At 72.5% G+C, this 24,356-nt stretch carries 25 protein-coding genes and 1 tRNA gene; 15 read left to right on the top strand and 11 right to left on the bottom strand.

Annotated features, from left to right (window positions below; translation table 11 throughout):
• Window positions 1–152: 152 nt before the first annotated feature.
• The 3 genes from GQF42_RS38045 to GQF42_RS38035 form a co-directional block, all read right to left on the bottom strand.
• The gene (locus tag GQF42_RS38045; protein ID WP_158927574.1) at window positions 153–4,496 is read right to left on the bottom strand and encodes a cation-translocating P-type ATPase; all 4,344 of its coding nucleotides are present in this window, start codon (window positions 4,494–4,496) and stop codon (window positions 153–155) included.
• A gap of 12 nt (window positions 4,497–4,508) precedes the next feature.
• Window positions 4,509–5,198: a hypothetical protein gene (locus GQF42_RS38040; RefSeq protein WP_233273623.1), complete on the bottom strand. Its 690-nt coding sequence runs from the start codon at window positions 5,196–5,198 to the stop codon at window positions 4,509–4,511.
• Between the two features lie 275 nt (window positions 5,199–5,473).
• Complete coding sequence (locus tag GQF42_RS38035) at window positions 5,474–5,656, bottom strand: hypothetical protein (RefSeq protein ID WP_158927572.1); 183 nt, start codon at window positions 5,654–5,656, stop codon at window positions 5,474–5,476.
• 531 nt (window positions 5,657–6,187) lie between these two features.
• Between GQF42_RS38035 and GQF42_RS38030 the strand changes: the two genes are divergently transcribed.
• Together GQF42_RS38030 and GQF42_RS45170 are read left to right on the top strand one after the other, a co-directional pair.
• Window positions 6,188–6,745, top strand: a complete 558-nt coding sequence (locus GQF42_RS38030; protein WP_158927570.1) for a hypothetical protein — start codon at window positions 6,188–6,190, stop codon at window positions 6,743–6,745.
• An 87-nt stretch (window positions 6,746–6,832) separates the two neighbouring features.
• Window positions 6,833–6,988 (top strand): DUF6131 family protein, encoded by a 156-nt coding sequence (locus GQF42_RS45170; RefSeq protein WP_199272937.1) that lies wholly within the window; start codon window positions 6,833–6,835, stop codon window positions 6,986–6,988.
• A 54-nt stretch (window positions 6,989–7,042) separates the two neighbouring features.
• Here GQF42_RS45170 and GQF42_RS38025 read toward each other — a convergent pair whose 3' ends face one another.
• From GQF42_RS38025 to GQF42_RS38015, 3 genes are all read right to left on the bottom strand, one after another.
• Entirely contained in the window at window positions 7,043–7,852 is an 810-nt protein-coding gene (locus GQF42_RS38025; RefSeq protein WP_158927568.1) for a class I SAM-dependent methyltransferase, read from the bottom strand.
• Window positions 7,853–7,888: 36 nt separating this feature from the next.
• Complete coding sequence (locus GQF42_RS38020; protein WP_158927566.1) at window positions 7,889–8,437, bottom strand: type 1 glutamine amidotransferase domain-containing protein; 549 nt, start codon at window positions 8,435–8,437, stop codon at window positions 7,889–7,891.
• An 82-nt stretch (window positions 8,438–8,519) separates the two neighbouring features.
• On the bottom strand, window positions 8,520–9,191 hold the full coding sequence (locus tag GQF42_RS38015; RefSeq protein WP_158927564.1) for an HhH-GDP family DNA glycosylase: 672 nt from the start codon (window positions 9,189–9,191) through the stop codon (window positions 8,520–8,522).
• 448 nt (window positions 9,192–9,639) lie between these two features.
• On the opposite strand from GQF42_RS38015, the gene GQF42_RS38010 reads away from it, so the two are divergent.
• The 8 genes from GQF42_RS38010 (at window position 9,640) to ligD (ending at window position 15,096) form a co-directional block, all read left to right on the top strand.
• Entirely contained in the window at window positions 9,640–10,128 is a 489-nt protein-coding gene (locus GQF42_RS38010; RefSeq protein ID WP_158927562.1) for a hypothetical protein, read from the top strand.
• The gene (locus GQF42_RS38005) at window positions 10,125–10,418 is read left to right on the top strand and encodes an MrpF/PhaF family protein (RefSeq protein ID WP_233273622.1); all 294 of its coding nucleotides are present in this window, start codon (window positions 10,125–10,127) and stop codon (window positions 10,416–10,418) included. Before GQF42_RS38010 ends, GQF42_RS38005 begins: the two co-directional genes overlap by 4 nt.
• Before the next feature lies 1 nt (window position 10,419).
• Window positions 10,420–10,728, top strand: coding sequence for a cation:proton antiporter (locus tag GQF42_RS46400; RefSeq protein ID WP_233273621.1), 309 nt, complete (start codon window positions 10,420–10,422; stop codon window positions 10,726–10,728).
• Complete coding sequence (locus GQF42_RS46395; RefSeq protein WP_325100386.1) at window positions 10,725–11,030, top strand: Na(+)/H(+) antiporter subunit B; 306 nt, start codon at window positions 10,725–10,727, stop codon at window positions 11,028–11,030. Before GQF42_RS46400 ends, GQF42_RS46395 begins: the two co-directional genes overlap by 4 nt.
• Window positions 11,020–11,775, top strand: coding sequence for an MnhB domain-containing protein (locus GQF42_RS37995; RefSeq protein ID WP_158927558.1), 756 nt, complete (start codon window positions 11,020–11,022; stop codon window positions 11,773–11,775). The genes GQF42_RS46395 and GQF42_RS37995 overlap by 11 nt, the downstream gene beginning before the upstream one ends.
• Entirely contained in the window at window positions 11,772–12,116 is a 345-nt protein-coding gene (locus GQF42_RS37990) for a sodium:proton antiporter (protein WP_158927556.1), read from the top strand. Before GQF42_RS37995 ends, GQF42_RS37990 begins: the two co-directional genes overlap by 4 nt.
• Before the next feature lie 10 nt (window positions 12,117–12,126).
• Entirely contained in the window at window positions 12,127–13,977 is a 1,851-nt protein-coding gene (locus GQF42_RS37985; protein ID WP_158927554.1) for a complex I subunit 5 family protein, read from the top strand.
• A 186-nt stretch (window positions 13,978–14,163) separates the two neighbouring features.
• Entirely contained in the window at window positions 14,164–15,096 is a 933-nt protein-coding gene (ligD, locus tag GQF42_RS37980) for a non-homologous end-joining DNA ligase (RefSeq protein ID WP_158927552.1), read from the top strand.
• A 1,008-nt stretch (window positions 15,097–16,104) separates the two neighbouring features.
• On the opposite strand, the gene GQF42_RS37975 is transcribed toward ligD, so the two are convergent.
• Together GQF42_RS37975 and GQF42_RS37970 are read right to left on the bottom strand one after the other, a co-directional pair.
• A tRNA-Pro gene (locus GQF42_RS37975) sits at window positions 16,105–16,178 on the bottom strand.
• A 47-nt stretch (window positions 16,179–16,225) separates the two neighbouring features.
• Window positions 16,226–17,650, bottom strand: a complete 1,425-nt coding sequence (locus GQF42_RS37970) for an MFS transporter (protein ID WP_158927550.1) — start codon at window positions 17,648–17,650, stop codon at window positions 16,226–16,228.
• Window positions 17,651–17,885: 235 nt separating this feature from the next.
• On the opposite strand from GQF42_RS37970, the gene GQF42_RS37965 reads away from it, so the two are divergent.
• On the top strand, window positions 17,886–18,464 hold the full coding sequence (locus GQF42_RS37965; RefSeq protein WP_158927548.1) for a TetR/AcrR family transcriptional regulator: 579 nt from the start codon (window positions 17,886–17,888) through the stop codon (window positions 18,462–18,464).
• Between the two features lie 13 nt (window positions 18,465–18,477).
• Here the strand turns inward: GQF42_RS37965 and GQF42_RS37960 are convergent, their stop codons facing one another.
• Window positions 18,478–19,002 (bottom strand): hypothetical protein, encoded by a 525-nt coding sequence (locus GQF42_RS37960; RefSeq protein WP_158927546.1) that lies wholly within the window; start codon window positions 19,000–19,002, stop codon window positions 18,478–18,480.
• A gap of 130 nt (window positions 19,003–19,132) precedes the next feature.
• Here GQF42_RS37960 and GQF42_RS37955 point away from each other — a divergent pair, with 130 nt between their 5' ends.
• Window positions 19,133–19,477, top strand: a complete 345-nt coding sequence (locus GQF42_RS37955; RefSeq protein ID WP_158927544.1) for a cupin domain-containing protein — start codon at window positions 19,133–19,135, stop codon at window positions 19,475–19,477.
• Window positions 19,478–19,533: 56 nt separating this feature from the next.
• Here GQF42_RS37955 and GQF42_RS37950 read toward each other — a convergent pair whose 3' ends face one another.
• Together GQF42_RS37950 and GQF42_RS37945 are read right to left on the bottom strand one after the other, a co-directional pair.
• On the bottom strand, window positions 19,534–20,145 hold the full coding sequence (locus GQF42_RS37950) for a poly-gamma-glutamate hydrolase family protein (protein ID WP_158927542.1): 612 nt from the start codon (window positions 20,143–20,145) through the stop codon (window positions 19,534–19,536).
• A 9-nt stretch (window positions 20,146–20,154) separates the two neighbouring features.
• Window positions 20,155–21,186: a LacI family DNA-binding transcriptional regulator gene (locus GQF42_RS37945; protein WP_158927540.1), complete on the bottom strand. Its 1,032-nt coding sequence runs from the start codon at window positions 21,184–21,186 to the stop codon at window positions 20,155–20,157.
• 136 nt (window positions 21,187–21,322) lie between these two features.
• Between GQF42_RS37945 and GQF42_RS37940 the strand changes: the two genes are divergently transcribed.
• Genes GQF42_RS37940 through GQF42_RS37930 form a run of 3 tightly spaced genes read left to right on the top strand, consistent with a single transcriptional unit; the run spans window position 21,323 to window position 24,346 of the window.
• Window positions 21,323–22,489, top strand: coding sequence for a phytanoyl-CoA dioxygenase family protein (locus GQF42_RS37940; protein ID WP_158927538.1), 1,167 nt, complete (start codon window positions 21,323–21,325; stop codon window positions 22,487–22,489).
• A gap of 16 nt (window positions 22,490–22,505) precedes the next feature.
• Complete coding sequence (locus tag GQF42_RS37935) at window positions 22,506–23,300, top strand: SDR family oxidoreductase (protein WP_158927536.1); 795 nt, start codon at window positions 22,506–22,508, stop codon at window positions 23,298–23,300.
• A gap of 41 nt (window positions 23,301–23,341) precedes the next feature.
• A complete protein-coding gene (locus GQF42_RS37930) occupies window positions 23,342–24,346 on the top strand; it encodes a Gfo/Idh/MocA family protein (RefSeq protein ID WP_158927534.1) in 1,005 nt (334 codons plus the stop codon).
• The last annotated feature ends 10 nt before the right edge of the window (window positions 24,347–24,356 follow it).

The raw sequence follows: 24,356 nt of genomic DNA, 5'->3' as shown, positions 1-24,356 counted from the left end.
GCGTTTTCCCTGCGAGCCGAGGCGGCCCGCAGGGAAAACGCCGGGCTCTTTTCCGAACCCTGGACTGTTCGGGTATCCATCCCGGGCCAGGCTTCACTCCTCAGGCGCGCCGATTTCGCGCGCGCTCTACCCGTTCCCGAATTGGTCGAAGGTCACTTCGGCAGCAACCGCCGGACCGTCTCGTCCAGGCGGGGCAGGTACCGCTGCCCCGCCAGTGCCAGGGCGACCGCGGCAATCACTCCGGACCAGGCGAGGGGGCCGAGCGGGGTGCAGCCGAAGGCCCGGCTGACACCCGGCGTCTGGACCACGGTGACCAGTGCGACCGCGGAACCGAGTGCGGTGATCCGCACCAGAGGGCTGTCGCGTCGGTCGAGCAGCGTCTGCACCAGCTGCGTGCCGACCACGCCGCACAGGGCCATCGTGCTGGAGCGGCGTGCGGTACCAGGGGTGAAGCGACCGATCAGCCAGGCCGTGAGGGCGCCGAGACAGGTGGTGAGGGCTCGGTGGCGGATCTGCCGCAGCAGATGCTCGCCGAGGATCGCGGACGGCTCCTCCGGTGACCCGTGGCCGGCCCGTACGGCACCGGGAGAGGCATCCTCTTCCGCCTCGCTGCCCGGCGTGCCCGCCTTCTCGGTCACCGCGACCGCCATCGACGGGAACAGGTCCGTGAACAGGTTCACCATGAGCATCTGGCGGGTGGACAGTGGTGCCCGGCCGGCCAGCAGCGTACCGAGGAGGCCGAAGCCGACCTCGCCCGCGTTGCCGCCGATCAGGATCGCGATGGCGTCGGCCACGCTGTGCCACAGGGCGCGGCCCTCGCCGACCGCGTCGATCAGGACGGTCAGGTCGTCGTCGGTGAGGACGATGTCGGCGGCGTTGCGCGCGGCGGCCGATCCGCGCGCGTTGATGCCGACGCCTATGTCGGCTGCGCGGATGGCCGCGGCGTCGTTGGCGCCGTCGCCCACCATGCCGACCACCCGGCCTGCGTCCCGTAGCGCCTCCACGACCTGGAGCTTCTGCTCGGGGGCCACCCGGGCCACCACGCCCGCGTCGCGCAGCATCCGGGCCCGGGTGGCCCGGTCGGCCTGCGCCAGTTCGTCCCCGGTGACCACCACGGTGTCCTCGGGCCAGCCGAGAGCGGCGGCGATCGCCCGCGCGGTCTGCGGATGGTCGCCCGTGAGCATGACCGGTCGTACGCCGGTACCACGCAGGCCGGCGACCAGTGCGGTGGACGTCTCGCGCGGTACGTCGGACAGGGCGAGCAGTCCGGTGAACTCCAGGTCGCGTGGCGGCTCGTCGAGTGCCGCGGACTCCTCTTCGTCCGCGCCCAGCCGCCGTTCGGCCACTGCCAGCACCCGCAGACCGTCCGTGGCGAGCGCCTGCGCCGCGTCGCGGACACGCTTGGGCAGGCCCACGCACGCGGGCAGCACGGTCTCCGGGGCGCCCTTGACCACGAGCACGGGCGGGCCGTCCCCGGCGCGGCCGACAGCCGCCGCGTAACCGCGCGCGGCCTCGAACGGCAGATCGGCCAGCTGCGTCCAGTCGGGGTCCGGCCGGGCCGCGGTGAGGACGGCCTCGTCGGTGGCGTGTACCGGGCGGTCGGAGCCCCCGTCCTGCTGCGGGCAGGCGCGGGCCGCGGCGCGGATCGTGTCCGCGGCTCCGGCATCGTCCGTCCGGTGGGCGCCGCCCTCGGCGTCACAGGTCCGCACCAGACGCAGGCGGTTCTCCGTGAGGGTGCCGGTCTTGTCGAAGCAGATGGTGTCCATGCGGCCGAGCGCCTCCAGGGTGCGGGGGGTGCGCACCAGGACGCCGTCGCGGCTCAGTCGCCGGGCCGCAGCCAACTGCGCGACCGTGGCCACCAGCGGCAGGCCCTCGGGGACGGCGGCGACGGCGACGGCCACGCCCCCGCTGACCGCGTCCCTGACCGGGGTGCCGCGCAGCAGCGCGAGGCCGGTCACCCCGGCGCCGCCGGCCAGTGTCAACGGCAGTGCCTTGCGGGTGAGTTCCTGGAGCCTGGCCTGCACCCCGCCTGCTGGGGGCGTGCGCGCCGCGAGGTGGACGGCGCGGGCGGCCTCGGTGCGCTCGCCGGTGTCCACCACCACGGCCCGGGCCTGCCCCGTCACCACGGTCGTGCCTTCGAAGACCATGCAGCTCCGGTCGGCGACCGGCGCGTGCGGGGTGGGGTCGGTCTGCTTCTCCACCGGAAGCGACTCGCCGGTCAGCGCGGACTCGTCGACCTCCAGTCCTTCCTGCCGCAGCAGCCGGGCATCGGCGGGTACGACATCGTCCACCCCGAGCTGGATCACGTCGCCGGGCAGGAGCCCGCCGGCCTCCACGGTCCGGGTACCGCCCGCCGGTGCCTCGGTGTCCGGCGGAACGACCCGCGCCTTCTGTTTCTGCTCGGCGACCAGTCCGGACAGGGCCTGTTCGGCACGCAGCCGCTGGATGCCGCCGACCAGCGCGTTCAGATCGAGGGCGCCGATGACGAGCAGGGCGTCCATGGCCGAGCCGAGGATCGCCGAGGCGGCCGATCCGACGACGAGGACCGGGGTCAGCGGATCCTGGAGTTCGCTGCGCACGGCCCGGCCGAGCCGGTAGGACCAGCGCGCGGGTGCCGCGAACGAGTGCTGGGTGGCCCCGGTGACGGTGTCGCGCATGCCGTGGGTCAGCTGCTGCCAGGTGGTGTCCTCGGCAACCGTTTCGCTCTCGAGCCGCCTGCGCGCCTCGTCCGGGTCCAGCTCGTGCCAGTGGACGCGGGGGCGGGGCTGCGGGGTACGCCGCGCTGCCACACCGAGCGCGGCCCGCGCCCCGGACAGCAGCGCGCAGGCGGCAGCCGCGTCGACCGGAGCGTGCCGCAGTCCCGGCAGCACCGCGCGTCGCCCACGTCCGCCCTTGGACTCACCGACGGCCACGAGCAGCCCGGACAGGGCCGCGCCGGAACGGGCGAGGGTCTGCGAACGCCTGCCGACCACACGCGCCGCCGGAATCGCGGTCAGTACCCGCCACACGTCCGGCAGCCCGTGCAGGGCCAGGATGTCCGCGTCCCACAGGACCGCGGCATCGCGGTCCACGAGGGCTACGGCGATGTCGCCGGCGCGGAGCGCCGACGCCACGTCGTGATCTTCGGGCGACCGCATCCGGGCGACCGTGAGCACGGCACCCGTCTCGGCGCACGCCTCGCACACGACGTCATCGAGCGGCCGGCGGGCGTCGACGACCTGGTCGGCGAGACCCGCGAAGTCCTCGAGAGCGGGGTCGTCCACGACCACGATCCGCAGTCCGGCCCGGCGGGCCGCGTCCAGCACGGGTTCGGCCCACGGATCGCTCCCGCCGTCCTCGGTGCGCAGGGCACTGGGATGCAGGACCAGCGTGTGCGCCAGCTCCAGCCTGCGCAGCCGGTCCGGGGCGCGGACCAGCACACCGGTTCGCGCGAGCGCCGCACTGAGCAGGGCGTGGAAGGCGGCGGGGCCGTACCGGGCTGCTTTGGGCGAGCCGGCGAGCACCGCCTCGGCGGCCTCCGCGGCATCGTGCTTGACCAGCAGGGCGGCTGCCGCGCCCAGCACGCCACCGGCCTCGGCGTGAGCGGCGTACTCCTGGGCCGGGGACTCGCGCAGCGGCGGTCGCGGAGTGCCGTCCGGCGCGAGGCCGACCCGGCCGGGCGCGCAGAGCCGGTCGTGCACCTTGTCGAACGCGGCGGCGCGGGCCACGGTCTCGCCCAGCTGACACGCGCGCAGGACGCCGTCGAGGACGAGGCCGGTGGGGGTCTGACCGGCGCCGTGCGCGACGGCGTTCGCACAGGCCAGAACGAGGTCCATCCGGGAGTCGCCGAGCCGGGCGCGCAGCCAGGAGCGAAAGCGCGGGTTCTCCCGCAGCAGGGTCACCGCCGCGGTAACGGCCCGGGGCGAGGTCGGCAGACGCAGTGCGTACGCCGTGAGCGCGACGCCGATTCCGATGCCGTCCGCGGCGAGCGTGGCCGCCGCGGCGCGCACCCCGGCGGGGTCGGCCGGATGCGTGGTCTCTTCCGTGTCCTCACTGGCCAGCGCCAGCCCGTGTCGCTCGGCCAGTCCTGCCGCGTGCTCCACCACGCGGTCGATGGCCTCCTCCCTGGCCGCGGTGACCACCAGCCGCGCCAGTCCCTGGTCCCAGTAGGCGGCGAGCACGTCGGGGCGTTCGGCCAACTGCTCCGCCACCCAGCGGGCCGCCCGCGCAGTGCCACCGGCTACCGTCCGCGTTCGCTTCACAGGGCGCAGGGCGAGGTGGACGCGAGCACCGGCACGCCAGTGGTCACCGGCACCGGGCAGCGTGTTGCGGGCGACGCGTACGACCCGCAGGGTGGCGTCCGCGCCTCGCACTCCCGCACGGGCCGTCGCCACGGCCACGCCGGCGGCCGCCCCGACCGTCGGCGCAGCCGCCCGCGTGAGCAGCCGTGGAGCCGCGGGCAGCAGCCGGGCGGCGGGCCGGGCCACGGCAGCCGGAACCGTCAGCAGACCGGGCATGAGAGCCTCTCCTCACGAAGTGGTACGGCCGGGCCGGGCCGTGGGGCCGAACCGACTGGTGCCCCCATGGGGCCACGCTGCCCCGCCGCTGTCGGGGGCGGGGCCCCCGGTTCCGTCGGACGTGTCGGGGACCGTGGTGTTTCCGGCCTTGCCGGACGTCTCCGCTCCAGCGCCGCCGGTCACCTCGGCAGGACCGGTTCTCCCGGCGCCAGGGGCCATCCTGGCGCCTTGGGCACTTCCCTCGGCGGACTTGAGCGCTGCGGTGCCGAGATCGTGGGCGGGTCCGGCGCGACCGGTATGACGCGCGGCCGGTCCCTCGTCGGACTCCCGTTCCCCGACGGCTACCGGACCGGGTGGCTCACCAGCTCCCCCGTCCGCAGCCGAGAGCCCCGCCCCGCCGGTCGAAGCCGCTGCCTGCGCGCCCTGACCGCCGTCCGCCGGACGCGTCGGCCGTGGCTGGGTGAGCCAGGCCACCGCGGCTCCGGTGAGGGCCACCGGCCACTCCACGACGCCCGCCGCGCCGAGCAGTCCTGCTCCGGCGTACACCGCCATGCGTCGGCTGCGAGGCGAGACCGCACCGACCCTGTCCAGGGTTTCCTCCGCGGCCCTCTTCACCACCCCGCCGCCGGGCACCATACGCAGTACCGAGGCGGCCCCGCGCAGGGGTGCCGTAAGGGCGGATGACGACTTCTGCTCGGTCATGGCTCTCCTCGGACGAGATCGTCCTCCTGCTCCCACCGAGTGCCCTCGACCGTCCTGGTCACCCTCCCGTTCCTCGGGTGACTGCATCCACTGGGACCACTCGCCCGACGGAGAGGCCCAGGCCGGTGCCTTCAGGCCCCAGAAGCCGGTTGGTCGTTCCCGGGGCGCCCGGTAGTGGTCCGGGCGGCCCGGAACCAGCTTGAGTCACTTGAGGTCTCAGGAGCACTCCGCATCGGGCCGGAGAACGACGGGACGGCCCGTCAACGGTCCGCCGGTCACGGGGCCCGCGTGCCGGTCGCCGGAGGATCGGACTTCTCGTCGTCCTCCGTCTTGTCGCCCTCGGCCTTGGCCCGCACGTCCCGTGGGGTCGGGGCCACGACCTTCCGCTCCTCCGCGGACCGCTCTCGCGTCCTTTCGTCGGGCCGGGTGTCGCGTTCCTTGTTGCCGTGGGTGCTCATGGCAACCTCCTTTCGTCGGTTTCTTCGCCGCAGCGGCGCCCCTTTCCTCGCCACAGCAACCGCTGTGACCTGCACACGGCTTCGCACCGAGCGCGGCCTGGCGTGACGAGGTGGCGAGTACCCGGGTACTCGGAACCAGTAACAGCTGCGTCCAGGGCTCATGCCGCGACGCCCTTCCTGCCGGGACGGCGCGCGGGACTGCCCGGGCTGCGGAAGGCAGCCGCGCGGTGCCGGGGCTGCCCGCTGTACCAGGACGCGACCCAGACCGTGTTCGGCGAGGGCGACACGGGGGTACTCCCTCGACGACGATCGGCAGGTGTGCCGCCACGACCAGCGCGGACTCCAGGGCATAGGGCCGGCCACGGCCTGGAGGTCTCAGGGCACTGCGCCCTGCCCGGGCTGGAGTCCCGCCGACGCGCGGGCGGCTCCCTACCGGATCAGTTGACGGCCCCGGCCCCTCTCCCCCTCCAGGAGTACTTCGGGCATATGGGGAACTCGCTGGATATCACCCACAGTGAGGAGGTCGGTTCGATGTCTACCGGCACGCTTTTGGCGATCGTCATTCCCGTCGCAGTGGTCCTCGTACTGATCGCCGTGGCCCTGGCTCTCTTCCTGCGGCACCGGGCGCTGCGCGAGCGCTTCGGCCCGGAGTACGAACGGACCGTCGACGACGCCGACAGCCGGCTCGCCGCTGAACGTGAGCTGAGCGCACGCGAGAAACGGCACGACACGCTCGACATCAAGCCCTTGCCCGACCGTGCCCGCGAGCGCTACACGCGCAACTGGGACAACGTGCAGCACGAGTTCGTCGATCACCCCGAGGGCGCCGTACACGACGCAGACCGGCTGGTGACTTCCCTGATGCGGGAACGCGGCTACCCCACCGAGGGCTACGACCAGCAGCTCAAGGATCTGTCCGTGGAGCACGGCCGCACCCTTGAGCACTACCGAGCCGCCCACGAGATCGACGCACTCAGCATGAGCCACAAGGCCACCACCGAGCAGCTGCGCGGCGCCATGGTGCACTACCGGACTCTGTTCGACGAACTTCTCTCCGACGGCGGCCAGGCCCGCCACGCCCCGGCCTGACAGCGAGACGCCGGGCCGAACGGACACGGACAGCTTCCGTGAGAACTGCTAAGGAAACGTGAGAACTGCTAAGGAAAGGAGACCGCCGTGATCGCACTCGGCGTCATCCTGCTCATCGTCGGATTCGTCCTGCACATCGGCATCCTGTGGACGATCGGGATCATCTTGCTCGTCATCGGAGCCCTCCTGTTCCTGCTCGGCTCTGTCGGTCACGCCGTCGGCGGCCGACGCCATTACTGGTAGACCACGGGCAGTCGGGGGGGCCGTGGCACCGCCGAAAGCACCGCGTTCCTCCTCTCAGTGCGCTGGGCGGCGTGCGGCCATGAGTTGGGCCGTGGGTGCCTGTACGACCTGCAGCCCTGCGGCTTCGAGTTCCGTGCCGAGCCGGAAGGAACTGGCCGGCCACATGGCGAACGACTCCTGCGCCTGGCGCAGGATGCGGCCGTTCCGTTCGACCTGGTAGGTGAACACGGTACGGACGATCCCACGGTCGGGTTCCCGGGTGACGACGGCGGTGTAGAGGTCCGGGCCGATCCGGACGGGCCCCAGCCTGCCGACCGTGTCGCGCCGGGTCGGCAGCCGGGCCGGGGGCGGGTCGAACAGCAGCAGCCCTCCAGGCAGCAGCACCCGGCTGATGGCCTGCCAGGCGGCGCGCCGCGTGGCGGGGCTGAGGCAGGCGATGATGTTGGAGGCGATCGCCAGGTCCGCCACTGCTTCCAGCCGAAACTCCTCGATGGGTTCGCAGTGGAGGGTGAGACGCGCCCGCTGGTCGGCCTCCAGGCGGGCGACTCTCATCAGCAGGGCGGCGCGCATGGCGGGCGCCGGCTCGACGGCGTGGACGGGTGCGGCGGAGACAGCGAGGAGGACTTCGGTGACGATCCCGGTGCCGGCGCCGACGTCGACGATCGCATGCCGCGCGCGGCGGGCCGCCTCCGTGAAGCGCCGCTCGGCCCGGCGGCGGTCTGACTCGGCTTGCAACAGGTCGTAGAACTCGACCGTGACGGCATAGTCGGAGTTGTACACCTCGCCCACCTTGCCACGGCGACTGGGGTCCGAGCGCGCAGCGACCGCTTCCGCGGGGTTGCCGTCCTGCAGGTGGCGGGTCATCCGGGGACGCCGACGTGGAAGTCGTGCGGCAGCTTCTCATCCGCCCTTCTCCTCCTGCTCGAACACCCTCAGATACGTCTCGCAGAACGCCTTCAGGTCGTCCGGCTTCCGGCTCGTGACCAGCTTGTTGGGGCCGTGGTCGCAGACCTTCACCTGCTGGTCCACCCAGGTACCGCCGGCATTGCGGATGTCGGTGCGCAGGCTCGGCCACGAGGTCAGCTCGCGGCCCCGCACCACGTCCGCCTCGACCAGGGTCCAGGGCGCATGACAGATCGCCGCGACCGGGCGTCCCTGTGTGAAGAAGGCCTTCACGAACGCGACGGCCTCGTCGTTCGTCCGTAGGAAGTCCGGGTTGGCGACCCCGCCCGGTAGCACCAGACCACCGAAAGAATCCGCAGCAAGCTCACCGACGACCTCGTCCACCGTGAACGTGTCCGCCTTGTCGAGGTGGTGGAAAGCCTGCACGTCACCGGAGTCGGTGGACACCAGCACCGGATCGTGCCCGGCCGCCAGTGCCGCCTGCCAGGGCTCGGTCAGCTCCACCTGTTCGACGCCCTCGGGCGCCGTCAGAAACGCGATACGCATGATCGGTCCACTCCCTTCTTCATGTCCTGGTTACTGATGGGCGACTCGACGGTCGAGCGTCCTGGCCTTCTGACGCAACGGTTCAGCCCGCCTCCGCCGAGGCGAGCACCGCGTCGGCGAGCGTCCGGTCGAGTGCGGCGTGGACCAGACCGTCCGCGAAACGCGCCAAGTCACGTCCTGCGACGAGCCCGCCGAGCTTCTCGGGCGAGCCGGGGAGCCCCAGCCGCCGTGCTCCGTCCAAGGCCTTGCGGTCGATGTACGGTGCGAACTCCGGCCAGATGCCCTGCGCGTCACGCAGGAAGATGTCGGCTCCGGTGGGTCCGATCCCGGGTATGTCCAGCAGGGCCTTGCGCGCGTCGCGCTCCTCGCGCAGCCGGCGCAGATCACCGCCCCACCGGTCGAGCAGCAGCTCCCCTCCCTCGCCGAGCATGGTGGAGGTGCGCTCGTCGTAGCGGCGGTAGCCGCCTTCGCCGAGGGCGTCCACGCGGTGCTGCCACGACGCTTTCGCCATGGACCTCGGGTCGCGCATGCCGGCGTCGAACAAGGCGCGTGCCGCGGCCACCGCGATGTCTGCTCTGATGCGGGTGCTGAGGAGTACGGCCAGCACCAGCGTCTGGTAGAGCGGGGCCGGCGTGTTGCGCAGACGGATACCGGCCTGTGCCGCGTACGTCCGTTCCTGCCGGTCGAGCAGTGCGCGCACCACCGCTTTCTCCGTGCCGCCGACCGTCTTCCCACCTGTCTTCCTCCCAGCCATTGTGCACTCACCCGCCATCATCACCAGTAACGGAATCGAGGCTCTCGGACGGTCACGGTGGGCCGGACTGTCCGAGTACCCGTCGCAGTGGGCACCGAACCCGCCTCGGTGTGCAGTGGGCCTGCCCCCTGGGCGTTCGAGCAGTGCGACACCGGCCGGCGTGCCCGCCATGCACCGGCCGTGCCCGCCGTGCACCGGCAGGGAGCCCGCCCGGGCTCGGCGCCGGGCCCGCATCGGCGAGGTGACACGGGCGCAGGCGTGGGTATCCGGTGTCCGTAAGTGCGCGGGTCTCGGAGTGGGCAGGTGTGATCGCGCTCGGTGGTGGTCCTCCATCACGGTGATGCTCGGCCTGCCGGATCGCTCTCCCCGGCGTGCGTGGGGCATGGGAATCGCCGTGCGCGGTACACGTTGCTGGGTCCGCGACGGCACACCTGCGTGAGGAGGGGCGATGCGGCAGAGGTGGGCGGCCAGGGGCGAGGTACTGGTGTGGTGGACGGTGCTGGTCGGCGTCTATCTCATGTTCATCACCCCCGTCACGGCCCTCGAACTCCTCGTGGCCGCGGGGGGAGCGGCGATCGCGGCAGTCGCGGCACGAGCCGTGCGCGTCGCGTCGGGGGCCGGCGTCGGTGGAACCCGGAGGTGGGCGTCGGCCGCTCTGACATGGCCCGGTGCGGTTCTCGCCGACCTGGGGCGGCTGTGCGGCGTCACCGCGCGTGCCGTGAGCGGCCGTTCGCCCCAGGGGAGCATGAAGACGCTGTCGCTACGGTCCGGCACGGGCGCCGCGTGGGCGTGCGCCGCGCTGTCGGCCACTCCTGGCGCGTACGTCGTCGACGTCCAAGGGCAGAAGAGGCAAGGCCGGCAGAGCGCCGTCGCCCACTTCCTCACCGAGGACCGTACGCGACTGGAAGACGTACTCACCGAGGGGGGACGGCGGTGAACGCCTGGCTACTCGCGACGGCGGTCCTGCTGACTCTGGGGATGCCGCCGTGCGTGTGGGCCGCCGGCCGTGGTTCGGCGGTCGAGCGGCTCGCGGGGCTCAATCTCGCCACCACCGTCGTCACCGTCGTCCTGTTGCTGACGGCCCAGGGATTCGATCGCAGTTCCTTCGCCGACCTCGGTCTCGTCCTGGCCGTTCTCGGGCCCGCCGGAACGCTGGTCTTCGCCCGTTTCCTCGGTGGCCGGTCGATCGAGGCCCCCGACACGCGTCGGACCCACGGAAAGGCATGAGATGACGGCCCGCCATGTGTGCGCGCTCGTCCTGCTCGTCGTCGGCACCGGTGTGCTGTTGCTCTCCGCCGTGGGCCTGGTGGCGCTGCCCAGGCCGTTCCAGCGGCTGCACGCCCTCACCCCCGCCTCCACCGTCGGCGGACCGCTCGTCGCGTTCGCCCTGGCTGTCGAGACCGGGCCCGGGCGCGCCGCCGTCAAGCTGCTCGTCATCGCGGTGATCGTGGCCTTCGGCGGGGCGGTCACCGCGATGGCGATCGGCAGGGCGACGGCCCAGCACGAACATCTGCTGCGAAAGGACTCCCCGGAGTGAACACGGCCACCGCCCAGGAGTATCTGATCGCCGTCGCGCTGGTGCTGGTGGCGGTGAGCGCGACCGCCGCGGCGCTGGCCCGCGACCCGGTACGGCAGGCCGTCCTGCTGGCCGTCCTCGGTCTGTGTCTCACCGTCCTGTTCACGCTGCTCCAGGCGCCCGACGTGGCCCTCTCCCAGCTCGCCGTCGGTACGGCGGTCACCCCGCTGCTGATCCTGCTGACGGTCCGGAAGGTGCGCCGCGGCACGGCCGCCCACCACGAGCCGGACGGCCGTGGGCAGGAGGGCGGCGATGAGTCGTAGCGCGCGCATCCGGCTGTTCTGGGCCGCGGCCGTCGTCTTCGCCGTGGTGTACGGGTTCGCCTGCACCGGACTGCCGCACTTCGGGACCGCGGTGCACCCCTACGCCACCCGCGCGGTGGCCGCGTCCCTGCGGCAGCGCACCGCCAACGTGGTCTCCTCGGTCAACTTCGACCAGCGCGCCCTGGACACCCTCGGGGAGGAGTCGATCCTGTTCGCCTCGGTGCTCGGGACCATCGTGCTGTTGCGCCACGCGCGCGACGAGCGTGTCGGCCGGCCGCGCGCGGGACGGGTCCTGCCCAGCACCCGGCTGCTGGGCCTGGTCATGGTGCCGCTCACGCTGTTGACCGGCGTGTACATCGTGGCTCACGGCCAGTTGTCGCCGGGCGGCGGCTTCCAGGGCGGTGTCATTCTCGCCACCGGGCTGCACATGGCGTACGTGGCCGCCGACTACCGCGTGCTGAAACGGATCCGTCCGCTGGCCGTGCTCGACGCGTCCGACGCGTTCGGCGCGGGCGCCTTCGCGGCGCTGGGCCTGGCCGGGCTGATCGCAGGCGGCGCCTACCTCCAGAACGTGCTGCCGCTCGGCACCTTCGGACAGCTCTCCTCGGGCGGTCTGGTGCCGCTGCTGAACGCTGCGGTCGGTGTCGAGGTCGGCTCGGGCGTCATCGTCCTGCTCGCCTCCTTCCTGGACCAGGCAGTCGAGGTGAGACCGGCACAGAACCCGGGCTCGGGAGGCGGCACATGACGATCCTGCCCTTCCTCACCGCCGGCTGGATCTTTCTCGCCGGCGTGTACGGCATGGTCACCAGTCGCGACATCGTCCATGCCGTCGGCTGTCTCGCCGTGGCACAGTCCTCGACGTACGTGCTGCTGCTCACCGTCGGCTACCGGCGCGGCGGCATCGCCCCGTACTTCACCGACACTCCGCTGCGCACCCGCACCGTCGACCCCGTCGTCCAGGCGCTCGCGCTGACCGACGTCGTCGTGGGCGCCACGGTCACGGCGCTGCTGCTCGCACTCGCCATTCAGATCCGCAAGCGCCACGGCACGGTCGACCCGGACGCCCTCACCGGGCTGAAGGGCTAGAGGGCCGGGCATGGTGCGTACCGCCGATCTGCTGCCCCTCGCCGTCGCCGTACCGCTGCTGGGTGCTGTTGCCCTCGTGGTCGTCGGGAGATGGCTGCCGCGCCCCGCCATCGACGCGCTGGTCACGGTCTGGGCGGTGCTGGAGGCCGGCTGCCTCGCATGGCTGTGGCTACGCACCGGTGACGGGCACAGCGTCTCCTGGCTGGGCGGCTGGTCCCCGGTGCGGGGCGAGAGCGTCGGCATCGTGCTTGTCGGCGACCGGATCGGCGTCGGTCTCGCGCTGCTGACCGCCGCGCTCGTCCTCGCGGTCGTCGTCTACTCCTGGCGCTACTTCGACGAGCCGCCCGTGGCGCACGCGGGCACCTTCCCTGCCCTGCTCCTGCTGTTCGAGGCGGGCATGGTCGGGTTCGCGCTGACCGGCGACCTGTTCGACGCGTTCGTCTTCTTCGAGCTGATGGGGGCGGTCGCCTACGCACTGACGGGCTATCGCATCGAGGATCCACGGCCCGTGCAGGGTGCCCTGGTCTTCGGTGTCGTCAACTCCCTCGGCGCCTACTGCTCGTTGCTCGGCATCGGCCTGGTGTACGCGCGCACCGGTGAGCTGGGGTTCGCGCAGATCGGTGTGCAACTGGCCCGGCACCGCGCCGACACCCTGCTGTCCGTGGCCTTCGTGCTGGTCATCACCGGACTGCTGGTCAAGGCCGCGGTGGTGCCCCTGCACTTCTGGCTACCGGACGCCCACTCCGTCGCGCCGACCCCGGTGTGCATGCTGTTCTCGGGCGTCATGGTGGAACTCGCGGTCTACGGCGTCGCACGCGTCTACTGGGTCGTGTTCTCCGGGCCGCACGGCATCGCGCAGCCGCACCTGCGCGCCGTCCTCGTGGCCGCCGGGGTGCTGACGGCCCTGGTGGGAGCGGTGATGTGCTGGCAGCAGCGGCACCTCAAGCGCCTGCTCGCCTTCTCCACCATCGGGCACGTCGGCCTCTTCCTCACCGGCGCGGCACTGCTCACCTCCGCCTCGACGGCCGGCACGGCCCTCTACGTCGCCGCCCACGCCGGGGTGAAGGCGGCGCTGTTCGCCACGACCGGTGTCCTGCTCGACCGGCACGGCTCCGTCGACGAGCACGGGCTGTACCGGCGCGGCCGCGATCTCCCGCTCGTCGGTGCGCTGTTCGCCCTGGGCGGTCTCGGTCTCGCAGGCCTGCCGCCGTTCGGCACGGCTCTCGGCAAGGCCGTGACCGAACACGCCGGGGAGGAGCAGTTCCCCTGGCTGCCTGCGGTGTTCGTGTTCGTGTCGGCCCTCACGGGCGGGGCCGTGCTGCGGGCCGCTGCCCGGATCTTCGCCGGTGCCGGGCCCCGGCCCCGTGAGCGTTACGCCGGTCCGGAGACGACCGGCAGCGGTGAGGAACCGGAGATCCGCGACCCGCAGCGCCGCATCCCCACCCCGATGCTCGCCGTGCCCACCGTACTGCTCGCCGCCTCGCTCGCCCTCGGGCTGCTCCCCGGACCCGGCGTCGCCCTCGCCCGCGCCGCGCGCCAGTTCACCGACCGCACCGCCTACACCGCCGCCGTCCTCGGCCACCCCGCCACACCGGCCTCACCGATGCCGGACGTCGGGTGGAGCGCCGAGGGCGTGCTTCTCGCGCTCGCCTCGACGGCCCTGGCGGTGCTCTTCGCCGCGGCGGCAGTCTGGGGTCCCGCGCTGCGGTCACCGCTCGCGGGCCGCGCCGCGGCGCTCTGTGAAGGTGTGGGACGGCGCGTCGTGGTGCCCCTGCGCCGGCTGCACTCGGGACACCTCGGTGACTACGTCGCCTGGCTGGCCGTCGGGGTGGCGGTGCTGCTGGTCGCCATGAGCGTATAGCGCGGAGTCACCGAGTGGTGCGCCTGCATGGCATCCGGCCCGTCGGGCACTCGGAGGGGGTGACCAGCCGTCCTCCCGGCGGAAGGAATGGATCGGGATGTCCGTCTCCGCATCGCTGACGGACCGGATCCCCCTGTGCCGCATCGGACTGCGCACCGACAAGGCCGCGACCAGGAGGCACACCTCATGAGTACCAGGGCGAGCGCCCGGGAGGAGATACGGGTCGGCAGCCGCAATGTGCCGCTGTCGAACCCGGACAAGGAGCTGTTCCCGGACGACGGCATCACCAAGGCCGAGCTGATCGACTACTACCGCAGCATCGCACCTCTGATGCTGAGCCACCTCAGGGGCCGACCTCTGGTGATGGAGCGCTACCCGGACGGGTACGAGGGAAAGTCCTTCTACCACAAGGACGTTCCCGGCTATTTCCCCGACTGGATCCGCACAGTGCGTGTGCCGAAGCAGGGCGGCAGCCTCACCATGGCCGTCTGTGACAACACGGCCACTCTCGTGTACCTCGCCAACCAGGCGTGCATCACCCCGCATCCCTGGCTGAGTCCCGCGGACTGCCTGGACCGCCCCGACCGGCTCGTCTTCGACCTCGACCCGCCTGACAGCACGCACGACGGCTTCGAGAACGTCCGGTGGGGTGCGCGCCGACTGGGTGACCTGCTCACCGAGCTGGGGCTGCGGCCCGCGCTGATGACGACGGGATCACGCGGCCTGCACCTCCTGGTGCCGCTCGACCGGCGCACGGACTTCGAAACCGCCCGGCACTTCGCCCGGCGCGTCGCCGACCTGCTCGCGCAGCGGCACAGCGACCGGCTGACGACCGAAGCACGCAAGAACAGCCGCGGGGGCCGTCTCTACCTGGACGTCCAGCGCAACACCTACGCCCAGACCTCGGTCGCCCCCTACGCCGTACGCGCCCGCCCGCACGCCCCGGTCGCCACCCCGCTGGAGTGGGCGGAACTCGACGACCCGGAACTGGGACCACGGCGCTGGACCCTGCGCACCCTCTCCGAACGCCTGGACAGACACGCGAACCCTTGGAAGGACCTGAGCCGCTGCCGTCGGTCCCTCGACAGAGCGCGACGCCACTTGGACGACCTCGTGTGACCCGGCGGGACATGGGCGGGCCGTGCCGAGTCCCCACCCGGGCCAGGGGGTCTGTGCGTGCTCATGGACCGTCGCGACGCTGCCGGCGCCGCGGTCCGCGTGGAACGCCTCCCGGCCGCGTCTTCGACCTGTGCGTGTGGCCGTGGGCTGCTGCGGGTTTTCCGACGCATCTGAGGGATACGCCGCAAGTGCACTTCGGCAGTGCACGACACCGGTTTCCCGGGGCGAACCATGCTTCGAGGAGAATCCCGCGGAGTCGCTCGGTCCTCCATGGTCGAGTTGGCGCTCTCCCACCGCGGCGTCCCCCTGCAGTCCGCCTGCTGCGGCGCCAAGCACGCGATCCAGGGCAGGAACGAGGCAGTGCGTTGTGAACTCCTGCACCACCGCAGCAGGGTGCCGGTCACCATGGTTCAACTGCCGGCCCTCAACACCCCGTGGTTCGACTGGTCGTTGAGTCCGATGCCGTACCGGCCGCAGCCCGTTCCACCGATCTGCCGACCCGAACTTGCCGCCCCTGCCGTCGTGTACGCGGCGGGTCGCCCGCGCACGCGTGAGTACTGGGTCGGCGCGAGCACCGTGGGCGCACTGCTGCCAATGCCGTGGCGCCCGGCCTCCTCGACCGCTGTCCGGCCCGGACCGGCTGCGCCTCCCAGACGACCGACCAGCCGAAACCGCCCGGCAGCCGCGACAACCTCCGGCTGCCGCCGGACGGCAGCGGGGGGACTTCGGCGCGCACGGCCGCTTCGACGAACGGGCGGCATCGCGTGCGCCGCAGCCACGGGCCTCACGCCATCACGGCGCGCTCGCCTTCGCCGGAGTCGCGGCGGCCGCGAGCGTTGCGGCGGTACGACGTGGCCTGCTGCGGCGCCCGTCGACCGGCTGGGATCATGCAGGACGGGCATGGTCGTCGCCCTCCTCGTCCGGGGGCGCACGGGCGAGAGGCCAGAAAATGATCAAGAGGCCATGCCGTAATACTCCGGCATGGCCTCCGACTTGCACCTACGCAAGTCGGGACGACAGGATTTGAACCTGCGACCCCTTGACCCCCAGTCAAGTGCGCTACCAAGCTGCGCCACGTCCCGTTGCGGTCCCACCCGGGGTGTCCCCCGCGTGATCACGCAGGTCAAGCCTACCGCACCCGGGCCGGTGCCTGTGTCAGGCCCGTCGCGGCGGGGGCGTTGGGGGCCGGGCGACGGGTCGGGACCAGGAGGGCGGCGCCGGTCGCGGCCAGGCAGAGCAGGGCGAGCAGGGTCCAGCCGTGGGTGTAGCCGGAGGCGTAGGGCAGACCGGAGGGCTGGAGACGGCCGGTCACCAGGACGCTGGTGAGCGCGGCGCCGATGGAGCCGCCGATGGTGCGGATGTTGGCGTTCATCCCGGTCGCGGCGCCGGTCTGCTCGGGCGGGACGCTGCCGACGATCAGGTTGGCCATGGAGGCGAAGGCGAGTCCGATGCCAAGGCCGAAGAGCCCCGCGACCACGGCTATCTGCCACTGCGTGTCGTCCCAGAGGCTGAGGATTGCGCAGGCCAGCGCGCCGAGCGCGGCACCGGTGGTGAGCAGGGCCTTGGCGCCGACGCGGGGCTCGAGGCGGCCGGTGAGGACGCCGGAGACGAACATCGCCAGCAGCATGGGGAGCATGAGCAGGCCGGCGGTGGTGACGCTCGCGCCGAAGCCGTAGCCGGCCGCCGTCGGTGTCTGGACGAAGCCGGGCAGGAAGGACCAGATCGCGTACATCCCGGCGCCGAAGAGCAGGGCGGCCACGTTGGTCGTCCACACCGCGGGCAGCCGCATCACGCGCAGGTCGATCAGCGGGCTGCGCGAGCGGGCCTCGGCGGTCAGCCAGACGGCGAACAGCACGACGGCTGCGGCGAACAGGCCGAGCACCTTGGGTGAGCCCCAGCCCCACTGCCCGGCCTGGCTCAGCGGCAGCAGCAGGGCCACCAGCCACGCGGAGAGCAGCGCCGCGCCGGTCCAACTCACCCTCCCCTGGGCACGCTTGGGGGATTCGGGGACGTAGCGCACGGCGATCAGGACGGTCGCGGCGACGATCGCGACGGGGATCCAGAAGAGCCAGCGGTAGTCGAGCGCGGAGACGATCGGCCCGGCGGCCACCATGCCGACCCCGCCGCCCGCGGCGATCACCGCGGAGAGGTTGCTGATGCTGCCGCCGACCTCGGCCGGGGCGAACTCGTCCCGGATGATGCCGAAGGACAGCGGGAAGAGGGCACCGCCGACGCCCTGGACGACCCGGGCGACGATGAGGACGCCGATGTCCGGGGCGAGCGCGGCGACCAGACAGCCGGCGAGGACGGTGAGCAGGACGGCGACGAGCGTGCGCTTCTTGCCCACGAGGTCGCCGACCCGGCCGAGGATCGGGGTGAAGACCGAGGCGGACAGCAGATACGCCGTCATCACCCAGGTCGCGGTCGACTGGGAGGCGTGCAGGGCGTGCTGGACGGTCGGCAGGGCCGGCGCGATCAGCGACTGCAGCATGGAGAACACACCTGCGCCGGTCGCGAGGACGGCGAAGGTGAGACGGGTGGACGAGCGGGGCATGAAGGAGCCTCTCCGGAGGTCCGGGACGAACAACGTCACAGGCCAGGGAGACGGGTGGTACGGCCCGTCGGGGGAAGGCGGTGCGAGGCGGCGGACGCGTGGACGCGTCCGGGCACGGCGGGCGCCGCCTCCGCACTGCTAAAGTGGAGGTGCCCCTCCACTCTAACGGAGGCACCCCTCCGTTTCAAGATGCGGAGGTGACCCTCCGAATCGTCGAGCCCCCCAGGAGGCAGCAGTGACGGCCACCCCGTTCCCCGTCGGCGAGATCGTGGCGGCCCGCCGGCCGCACCGCAAGGACGCCGCCCGCAACTACGACGCCCTGCTCGTCGCCGCCCGTGAGGCGTTCGCCGAGCACGGCTCGGACGCCTCGCTGGAGGACATCGCACGCCGCGCGGGCGTCGGCATCGGCACCCTGTACCGGAACTTCCCCACTCGCCGCGACCTCTTCGAGAGCGTCTACGCGGACGAGGTCAACGCCCTGTGCCTGGCGGCGGCGGACGTGGCGGACCAGGAGCCGTGGAAGGCGCTGACGGCCTGGCTGGACCGGTTCGCCGGGTACATGGTCACCAAGCGAGCGGTGCGCGAGGCCCTCAACGACGAGTCGGAGATCTTCCAGTCCTGCCGCGATTCGATGTTCGCCGCCGGCGGCCCGCTGCTGGAGCGCGCGCAGGAGGCGGGCGTGGCGCGGGCGGACATGGACTTCGGCGATCTGCTGCGGATGGTCTCGGGGATCACGGCCACCGCGTTCGACGACGACGCCCAGCGCGACCGGGTCCTCGCGATCGCCCTGGACGGGGTGCGCACCGGCCGCTGACCCCGGCTCCGCGCTACTTGATCACCGCGTTGGCCACGACCACGATCGCCCCGAGCAGTGCGTCGCCCATGCCCATGAGGACCGCGATCGGCCAGCTGCGGTCCGACCAGCGGGCGGTGACCAGGCCGAGGCCGAAGAGGATGGCGATGTTGAGGGCGAACGCCGGGTACTCCAGGCCCTTCGCGGGCCACCAGTGCCAGCCCGCGCCCGCGAGGATGAAGACCGTGGGCAACACGGCCGTGACCAGCGGCCACTCGTCGCGCAGGGTGCGCAGGACGTCCCAGCGACGGTGCGGGCTGCGTTCGGCGATGTAGTGGGCGTAGCCGTGGGCCAGGGCCGAGGCGAGCGCGGTCACCAGTAGCCAGGCGGCGTCGTAGCGGCGGCCGACGGGGGTCGTGCGGCCGTACTGGGAGAGGGCGGCGACCATCGAGCTGGCGAGGACGGCGCCGTAGACCCCGCCGAAGAGGACGGCCTCGCGCGTGCCGTGGTGCCGGTGCGGCGCGCCGGGGTCAGCGGTGGCCGCCGTGGAGTCAGCCATGCTCCCCACGGTCCCCCGGGCCCGTTCCGGCCGCCAGCGGGCACCCCCCGACGAAGTGTCCGCCCACCGGCCCCGATGTCCCACACCCTGTCGGCCGCGGCGCGCCCGGGGCGCTGGCTAGGGTCGCCCCATGACGCACAGCTTCGCGCTCCACATCCCGGGCGCCGACCTCGAACCCGAGCCCCTCGATCCGGAGCAGATCGTCTCCGGGAACCCGGAGGTCACCGGAAAGGTGGTCTGGGAGTCATCGGACGGCAAGCAGATCCGCGGGATCTGGCAGATCACCCCCGGCGTGGTCACCGACACGGAGGCCGACGAACTGTTCGTGGTGATCAGCGGGTCGGCGACGATCGAGGTCGAGGGCGGCCCCACCCTGACCGTGGGGCCGGGTGACATGGCGGTGCTGCGCGCGGGCGACCGTACGACGTGGACGGTGCACGAGACGCTGCGCAAGGCGTACGCGATCACTCTCTGAGCGACCGGGCCGCGCCTGCGCAAACGCAGAGGGCCGACCGCGCCGACGCGGTCGGCTCAGCTCGGTTCCGGGGTGGCGGGCGGGAGCGTCTCGGCGAGCCGGCCGACTCCGGCGACGAACGCCTCGACCACCGGCTGCGGCGGCTGGTCCGTCCGGCCCGTGGTGCGGGCCGAGAGCGGCAGTTCCACCTGGACGCCCGCCAGCCGGGTCAGGTTGACCGGGTTCCTGGGGTGCAGTCCGCGCAGCGCGGCCGGGATCTCGGCCAGGTCCGTCACGATCCTGAACGCGGGCGCGAGGACGTCGAGTTCCCGTCCCAGCAGGAGCGTCGCCGCGCGGTTGCCGCCCCCGAGGAAGAGGGTGTGCCGGGCCTGGCGCCGCTGGTGTCCGTGCAGGGAGACCGTGAGCGACACCCGGGAGCGGAACTCGCGCAGCAGCGCGCAGTGGTCGACGGCCATGCGCGGGGACGTGATGTGCACGGGCGCCGAGGTCTCCGGCTGGGTGAAGACGAGACTGGTGGCACCGCAGCGGCGCGCGACCGCCTCGGCGAGCTGGGCCGTGCCCCCCTCGGTGCCGGCGTGCAACGCGAGCAGCCCGACGCCGCTGCCGCCCGGTTCGAGCGTCGCGAGCAGGGCTACACCGTCGATCTCCACGCGCTCGGTGTGTCCCACGACGTCTCCTCACTCGCCCGGCCGCGCGGGCATGTTGTACGGCGTGACGACCTGGATCGCGTACGGCAGCACGGGCCCGGCCGGGGGCAGGGCGCCGTGGGCGCGCATCACGAGATGGCAGGCCTCGCGCATATCGTGCCGCAGGTCGTGGTGGAGCACGGCGGACAGCCGGTGTTCGCGCAGCAGGCGGGTGTTCTCGTGGTCGAGGTCGTGGGCGATGAACACCGCGCAGTCGCGGCCGAGGTCGGCGAAGGCCCGCAGGGTGGCGTTGTTGCCGCCGCCGATGGAGTACACCGCCCGGATCTCGGGGTCGCGTTCCAGGGCCGCGCGGACGAGGTCGTACTGCGTGGCGTCCAGGCCCTGCCCCTCGGCGATCTCCACCAGCGTCCGCTCCGGATGCCGGGCCCGCATCACGCTGCGAAAGCCCATCTCACGCTCCTCCTCGTTGCGGAAGAAGCCGCTGCTGAGGCTGGTGAGGACATTGCCGGGCCGGTCGCCGAGCCACTGCCCCATCAGGTAGGCGGCGGTGGCGCCGGCGGCCCGGTTGTCGCTGCCGACGTAGCCGAGCCGGCCGCCGGCAGGCAGGTCGGTGACGAGGGTGACGACCGGGATGCCGGCCGCGGTGAGCCGGCCCACGGCGGCGGTGACCTCAGGGACGTCGGGCGCCTTGAGGATCACGCCCTGGGAGCCGCGCCGGGCGATCCGGTCCAGCGTCCCGACCAGCTCGGCGGCCGGGCCGGTCTCACGGAAGTGGAAGCGGGAGCGGACCACGGCCGGGTGCAGAGAGGGCAGTTCGGCCTCCAGGGCGGCGCGGACGGCGGTCGAGAACCGCTCGGGCGCCTGCACCACGATGTCGACCATGAAGGTACGGCCGACCAGCCGGACCTGGGTGCGCTGCCGGTCGAGGTCGGCGATGGCCCGGCGCACCTCCTGCGCGGTGTTCTCCCGCACCCCTCCCCTGCCGTTCAGCACGCGGTCCACGGTCGCCTCGCTCAGACCCGCCTGACGTGCGATTTCCCGGATCGGGAACGGATGGCCCATGGTCCGGCTCCTTGAGGGGTTTTTGATGGCTGGGTGCTGGTTGTTCGAGGGGTTTGTACTGACAAGAATGGCAGGACCGTACCGCCCCCGTGGCCGAATGCCCCCATCATGCGCAAGAGACGGAAAGAGGAGACCGATGCCCGTCGCCTCCGCACCAGGCCGCACCTGGCTGTCCGAGCAGGACTGCGACCTCGACGCCTTCCGGGCCCTGACCGACCGGTCCACCCGTCTCGCGGACTACCCGCATGCCGTTTCCGTGCGCGACGACGTCCTCCTCTACGAGGCCGGGAAGCTGCGCACGGCCGGTGACCGCGATGCGCTGCGGACCGAGCTGGTGCGGGCGCTCGCCGACGGCCCCGGGGTCGTCGTCGTACAGGGCGCCTTCGCGGACCCGGCGGTCGTGGACCGGCTCACCGCCGTCTTCGAGGCGCTCGTCGCCGAGCAGCGCGCCTCCGGGGCCGCAGCCGGCGACCACTTCGCGCAGCCGGGCGCCAACGACCGGGTGTGGAACGCGCTGGAGAAGGCGGCCCTGTACGACCCCGAGGCGTTCGCCGACTACTACGCCAACGACGTACTGGCGCTGGTCTCCTCGGCCTGGCTGGGCCCCGGCTACCAGGTGACCTCGCAGGTCAACGTGGTCAACCCGGGCGGCGCCGGCCAGAGGGTGCACCGGGACTACCACCTCGGCTTCCTGGGCAACGCCGTGGCCGCCGCCTATCCCGCGCAGGTGCACCGGCTCTCCCCCGTGCTCACGCTGCAGTGCGCGGTCGCCCACTGCGACATGCCGGTGGAGTCGGGTCCGACGCTCTGGCTGCCGTACTCCCAGCTGTACGAGCCGGGCTATCTGGCCTGGCGACTCCCGCCGTTCCAGGCGTACTTCGAGGATCACCACGTCCAGCTCCCGCTCGCCAAGGGCGACGCGGTCTTCTTCAACCCCGCGCTGTTCCACGCCGCCGGCGGCAACCGCACCGCCGATGTCCGCCGCACCGCCAATCTGCTCCAGGTCTCGTCGGCGTTCGGCCGGGCCATGGAGACGGTGGACCGGGAGGCGGTGGCGAACGCGGTGTTCCCGGTGCTGCTGCGGCGCGCGGCCGACGGCGTCGACGAGACCTGGCTGGAGAACGTGATCGCGGCGAGCGCCGAGGGCTATCCCTTCCCGACCAACCTCGACAGCGACCCGCCCGTCGACGGTCTCGCCCCGCCCTCCCAGGCGGACCTGGTACGACGGGCCGTGCGCGAGGGGTGGGATCCGCAGCGGTTGCGGAGCGGGCTGCGGTCGGGCGCCGAACGGCGCGAGAGCTGAAGGGGCTGAGCGGCGGATGGGCAGGGGACTTCCCGGCGGACTTCTCGCGGGCAGGGTGCTGCTCGTCAACGGAGGCAGCCAGGGCATGGGAGCGGCGGTCGCGCGGGCGGGTGTCCGCGAGGGTGCCGTCGTGGCGGTCACGGGCCGGCGTACGGAACCGGGCGAGGCGCTGGTGGCCGAGCTGGTGTCGGCGGGCGGCAGGGCGATGTTCGTGCGCGCCGATCTGGCGGACGCCGAGCAGGCCAGGGCGGCGGTGGCCGACGTGGTGGACACCCACGGCCGGATCGACTGCCTGGTGAACTCGGCGGGGCTCACCTCCCGCGGCACGCTGCTGGACACGACGCCCGAACTGTTCGACCAGCACATCGCGATCAACCTCAAGGGGCCGTTCTTCGCGATGCAGGCGGCGGTCGCCGACATGGTGGCGCGCAGGGCGCCCGGCACGATCGTCAACATCATCACGTCCTCGGCGCACGGCGGACAGCCGTTCCTCGCGCCGTACGTCGCCGCGAAGGCAGGCCTGGTGGGCCTGACCCGCAACGCGGCACACGCCCACCGCTGGGACCGGATCCGGATCAACGGGCTGAACATCGGCTGGACCGCGACGGAGGGCGAGGACGCCACCCAGCGCGCCTTCCACGGCGCCGGCGACGACTGGCGCGAGCAGGCGGCGGCGAGGCTGCCGATGGGCAGGCTGGGCCGGCCGGACGAAATCGCGGACTTCGTGGTCTTCCTGCTGTCCGACCGCTCGGGCGTGGTCACGGGCTCGGTGATCGACTGGGACCAGAACGTGCTCGGCGGCCTCGACTAGCTATCTCTTCTCATCCCTGGCACCAAGGAGCTGCACTCCCCATGCGTATCGGAATCCTCGGTCTCGGCCGCATCGGCACCTTCCACGCCGAGACCCTCTCCAGGCTCGACGCCGTCGAGTCGCTCGTCGTCACCGACCCGTTCGCCGAGGCGGCCAAAGCCGCCGCCGAGCGGTTCGGCGCCGAGGTCGTGGACTCGCCGCAGGCGCTGCTGGCCGCCGGTGTGGACGGCATCGTGGTGGCGGCGGCGACCGACGCCCACCCCGCCCTGATCCGGGCGGGCGTCACGGCCGGCGTCCCGGTCTTCTGCGAGAAGCCCGTCGCCAGGACGATGGGCGAGGGCGTCGAGGTGCTCAACGCCGTCCAGGACAGCGGAGTAGCGATCCAGATCGGCTACAACCGCCGTTTCGACGCGGGCTTCACCGCCGCCCGGGCCGCCGTCCGGGCGGGCGAGCTGGGCAAGCTGCACACCGTCCGCTCCACGACCCTGGACCCGGCGCCACCGCCGGCCGCCTACGTCGCCGCGTCCGGGGGCATCTTCCGGGACTGTTCCGTGCACGACTTCGACATCATCCGCTGGGTGACGGGTCGTGAGGTCACGGAGGTGTATGCGGTCGGCGGCAACCGGGGCGCCGACTACATCAAGGCCGCGGGCGACGCCGACACCACCGGCGCGATCCTCACCCTGGACGACGGCACGATCGCCGTGGTCTCCAACTCCCGCCACAACGCCCGGGGGCACGACGTCCGCATGGAGCTGCACGGCTTCGCGGACTCCATCGCCGTGGGCCTGGACGACAAGCTCCCGCTGCGCTCGGTCGAACCGGGTGCGGCCTTCCCCGCCGGCACCCCGCACGACTTCTTCATGGACCGCTTCGCGGACGCCTACCGCGCCGAACTGACCGCGTTCACCGAGGTCGTGGCCGGCTCCCGCCCGTCCCCGTGCACCATCGAGGACGCTCTGGAGGCGGGCTGGATCGCCGAGGCCTGCACCCTGTCCCTGCACGAGCACCGGCCGGTGACGATGGCGGAGGTGCGGCAGGCGTGAGCCGACGCAG

The organism is Streptomyces broussonetiae (assembly GCF_009796285.1).
GTDB lineage: Bacteria > Actinomycetota > Actinomycetes > Streptomycetales > Streptomycetaceae > Streptomyces > Streptomyces broussonetiae.
Note: the sequence above shows the minus strand (reverse complement) of the source record. Positions and strands in the feature narration are given on the sequence as shown.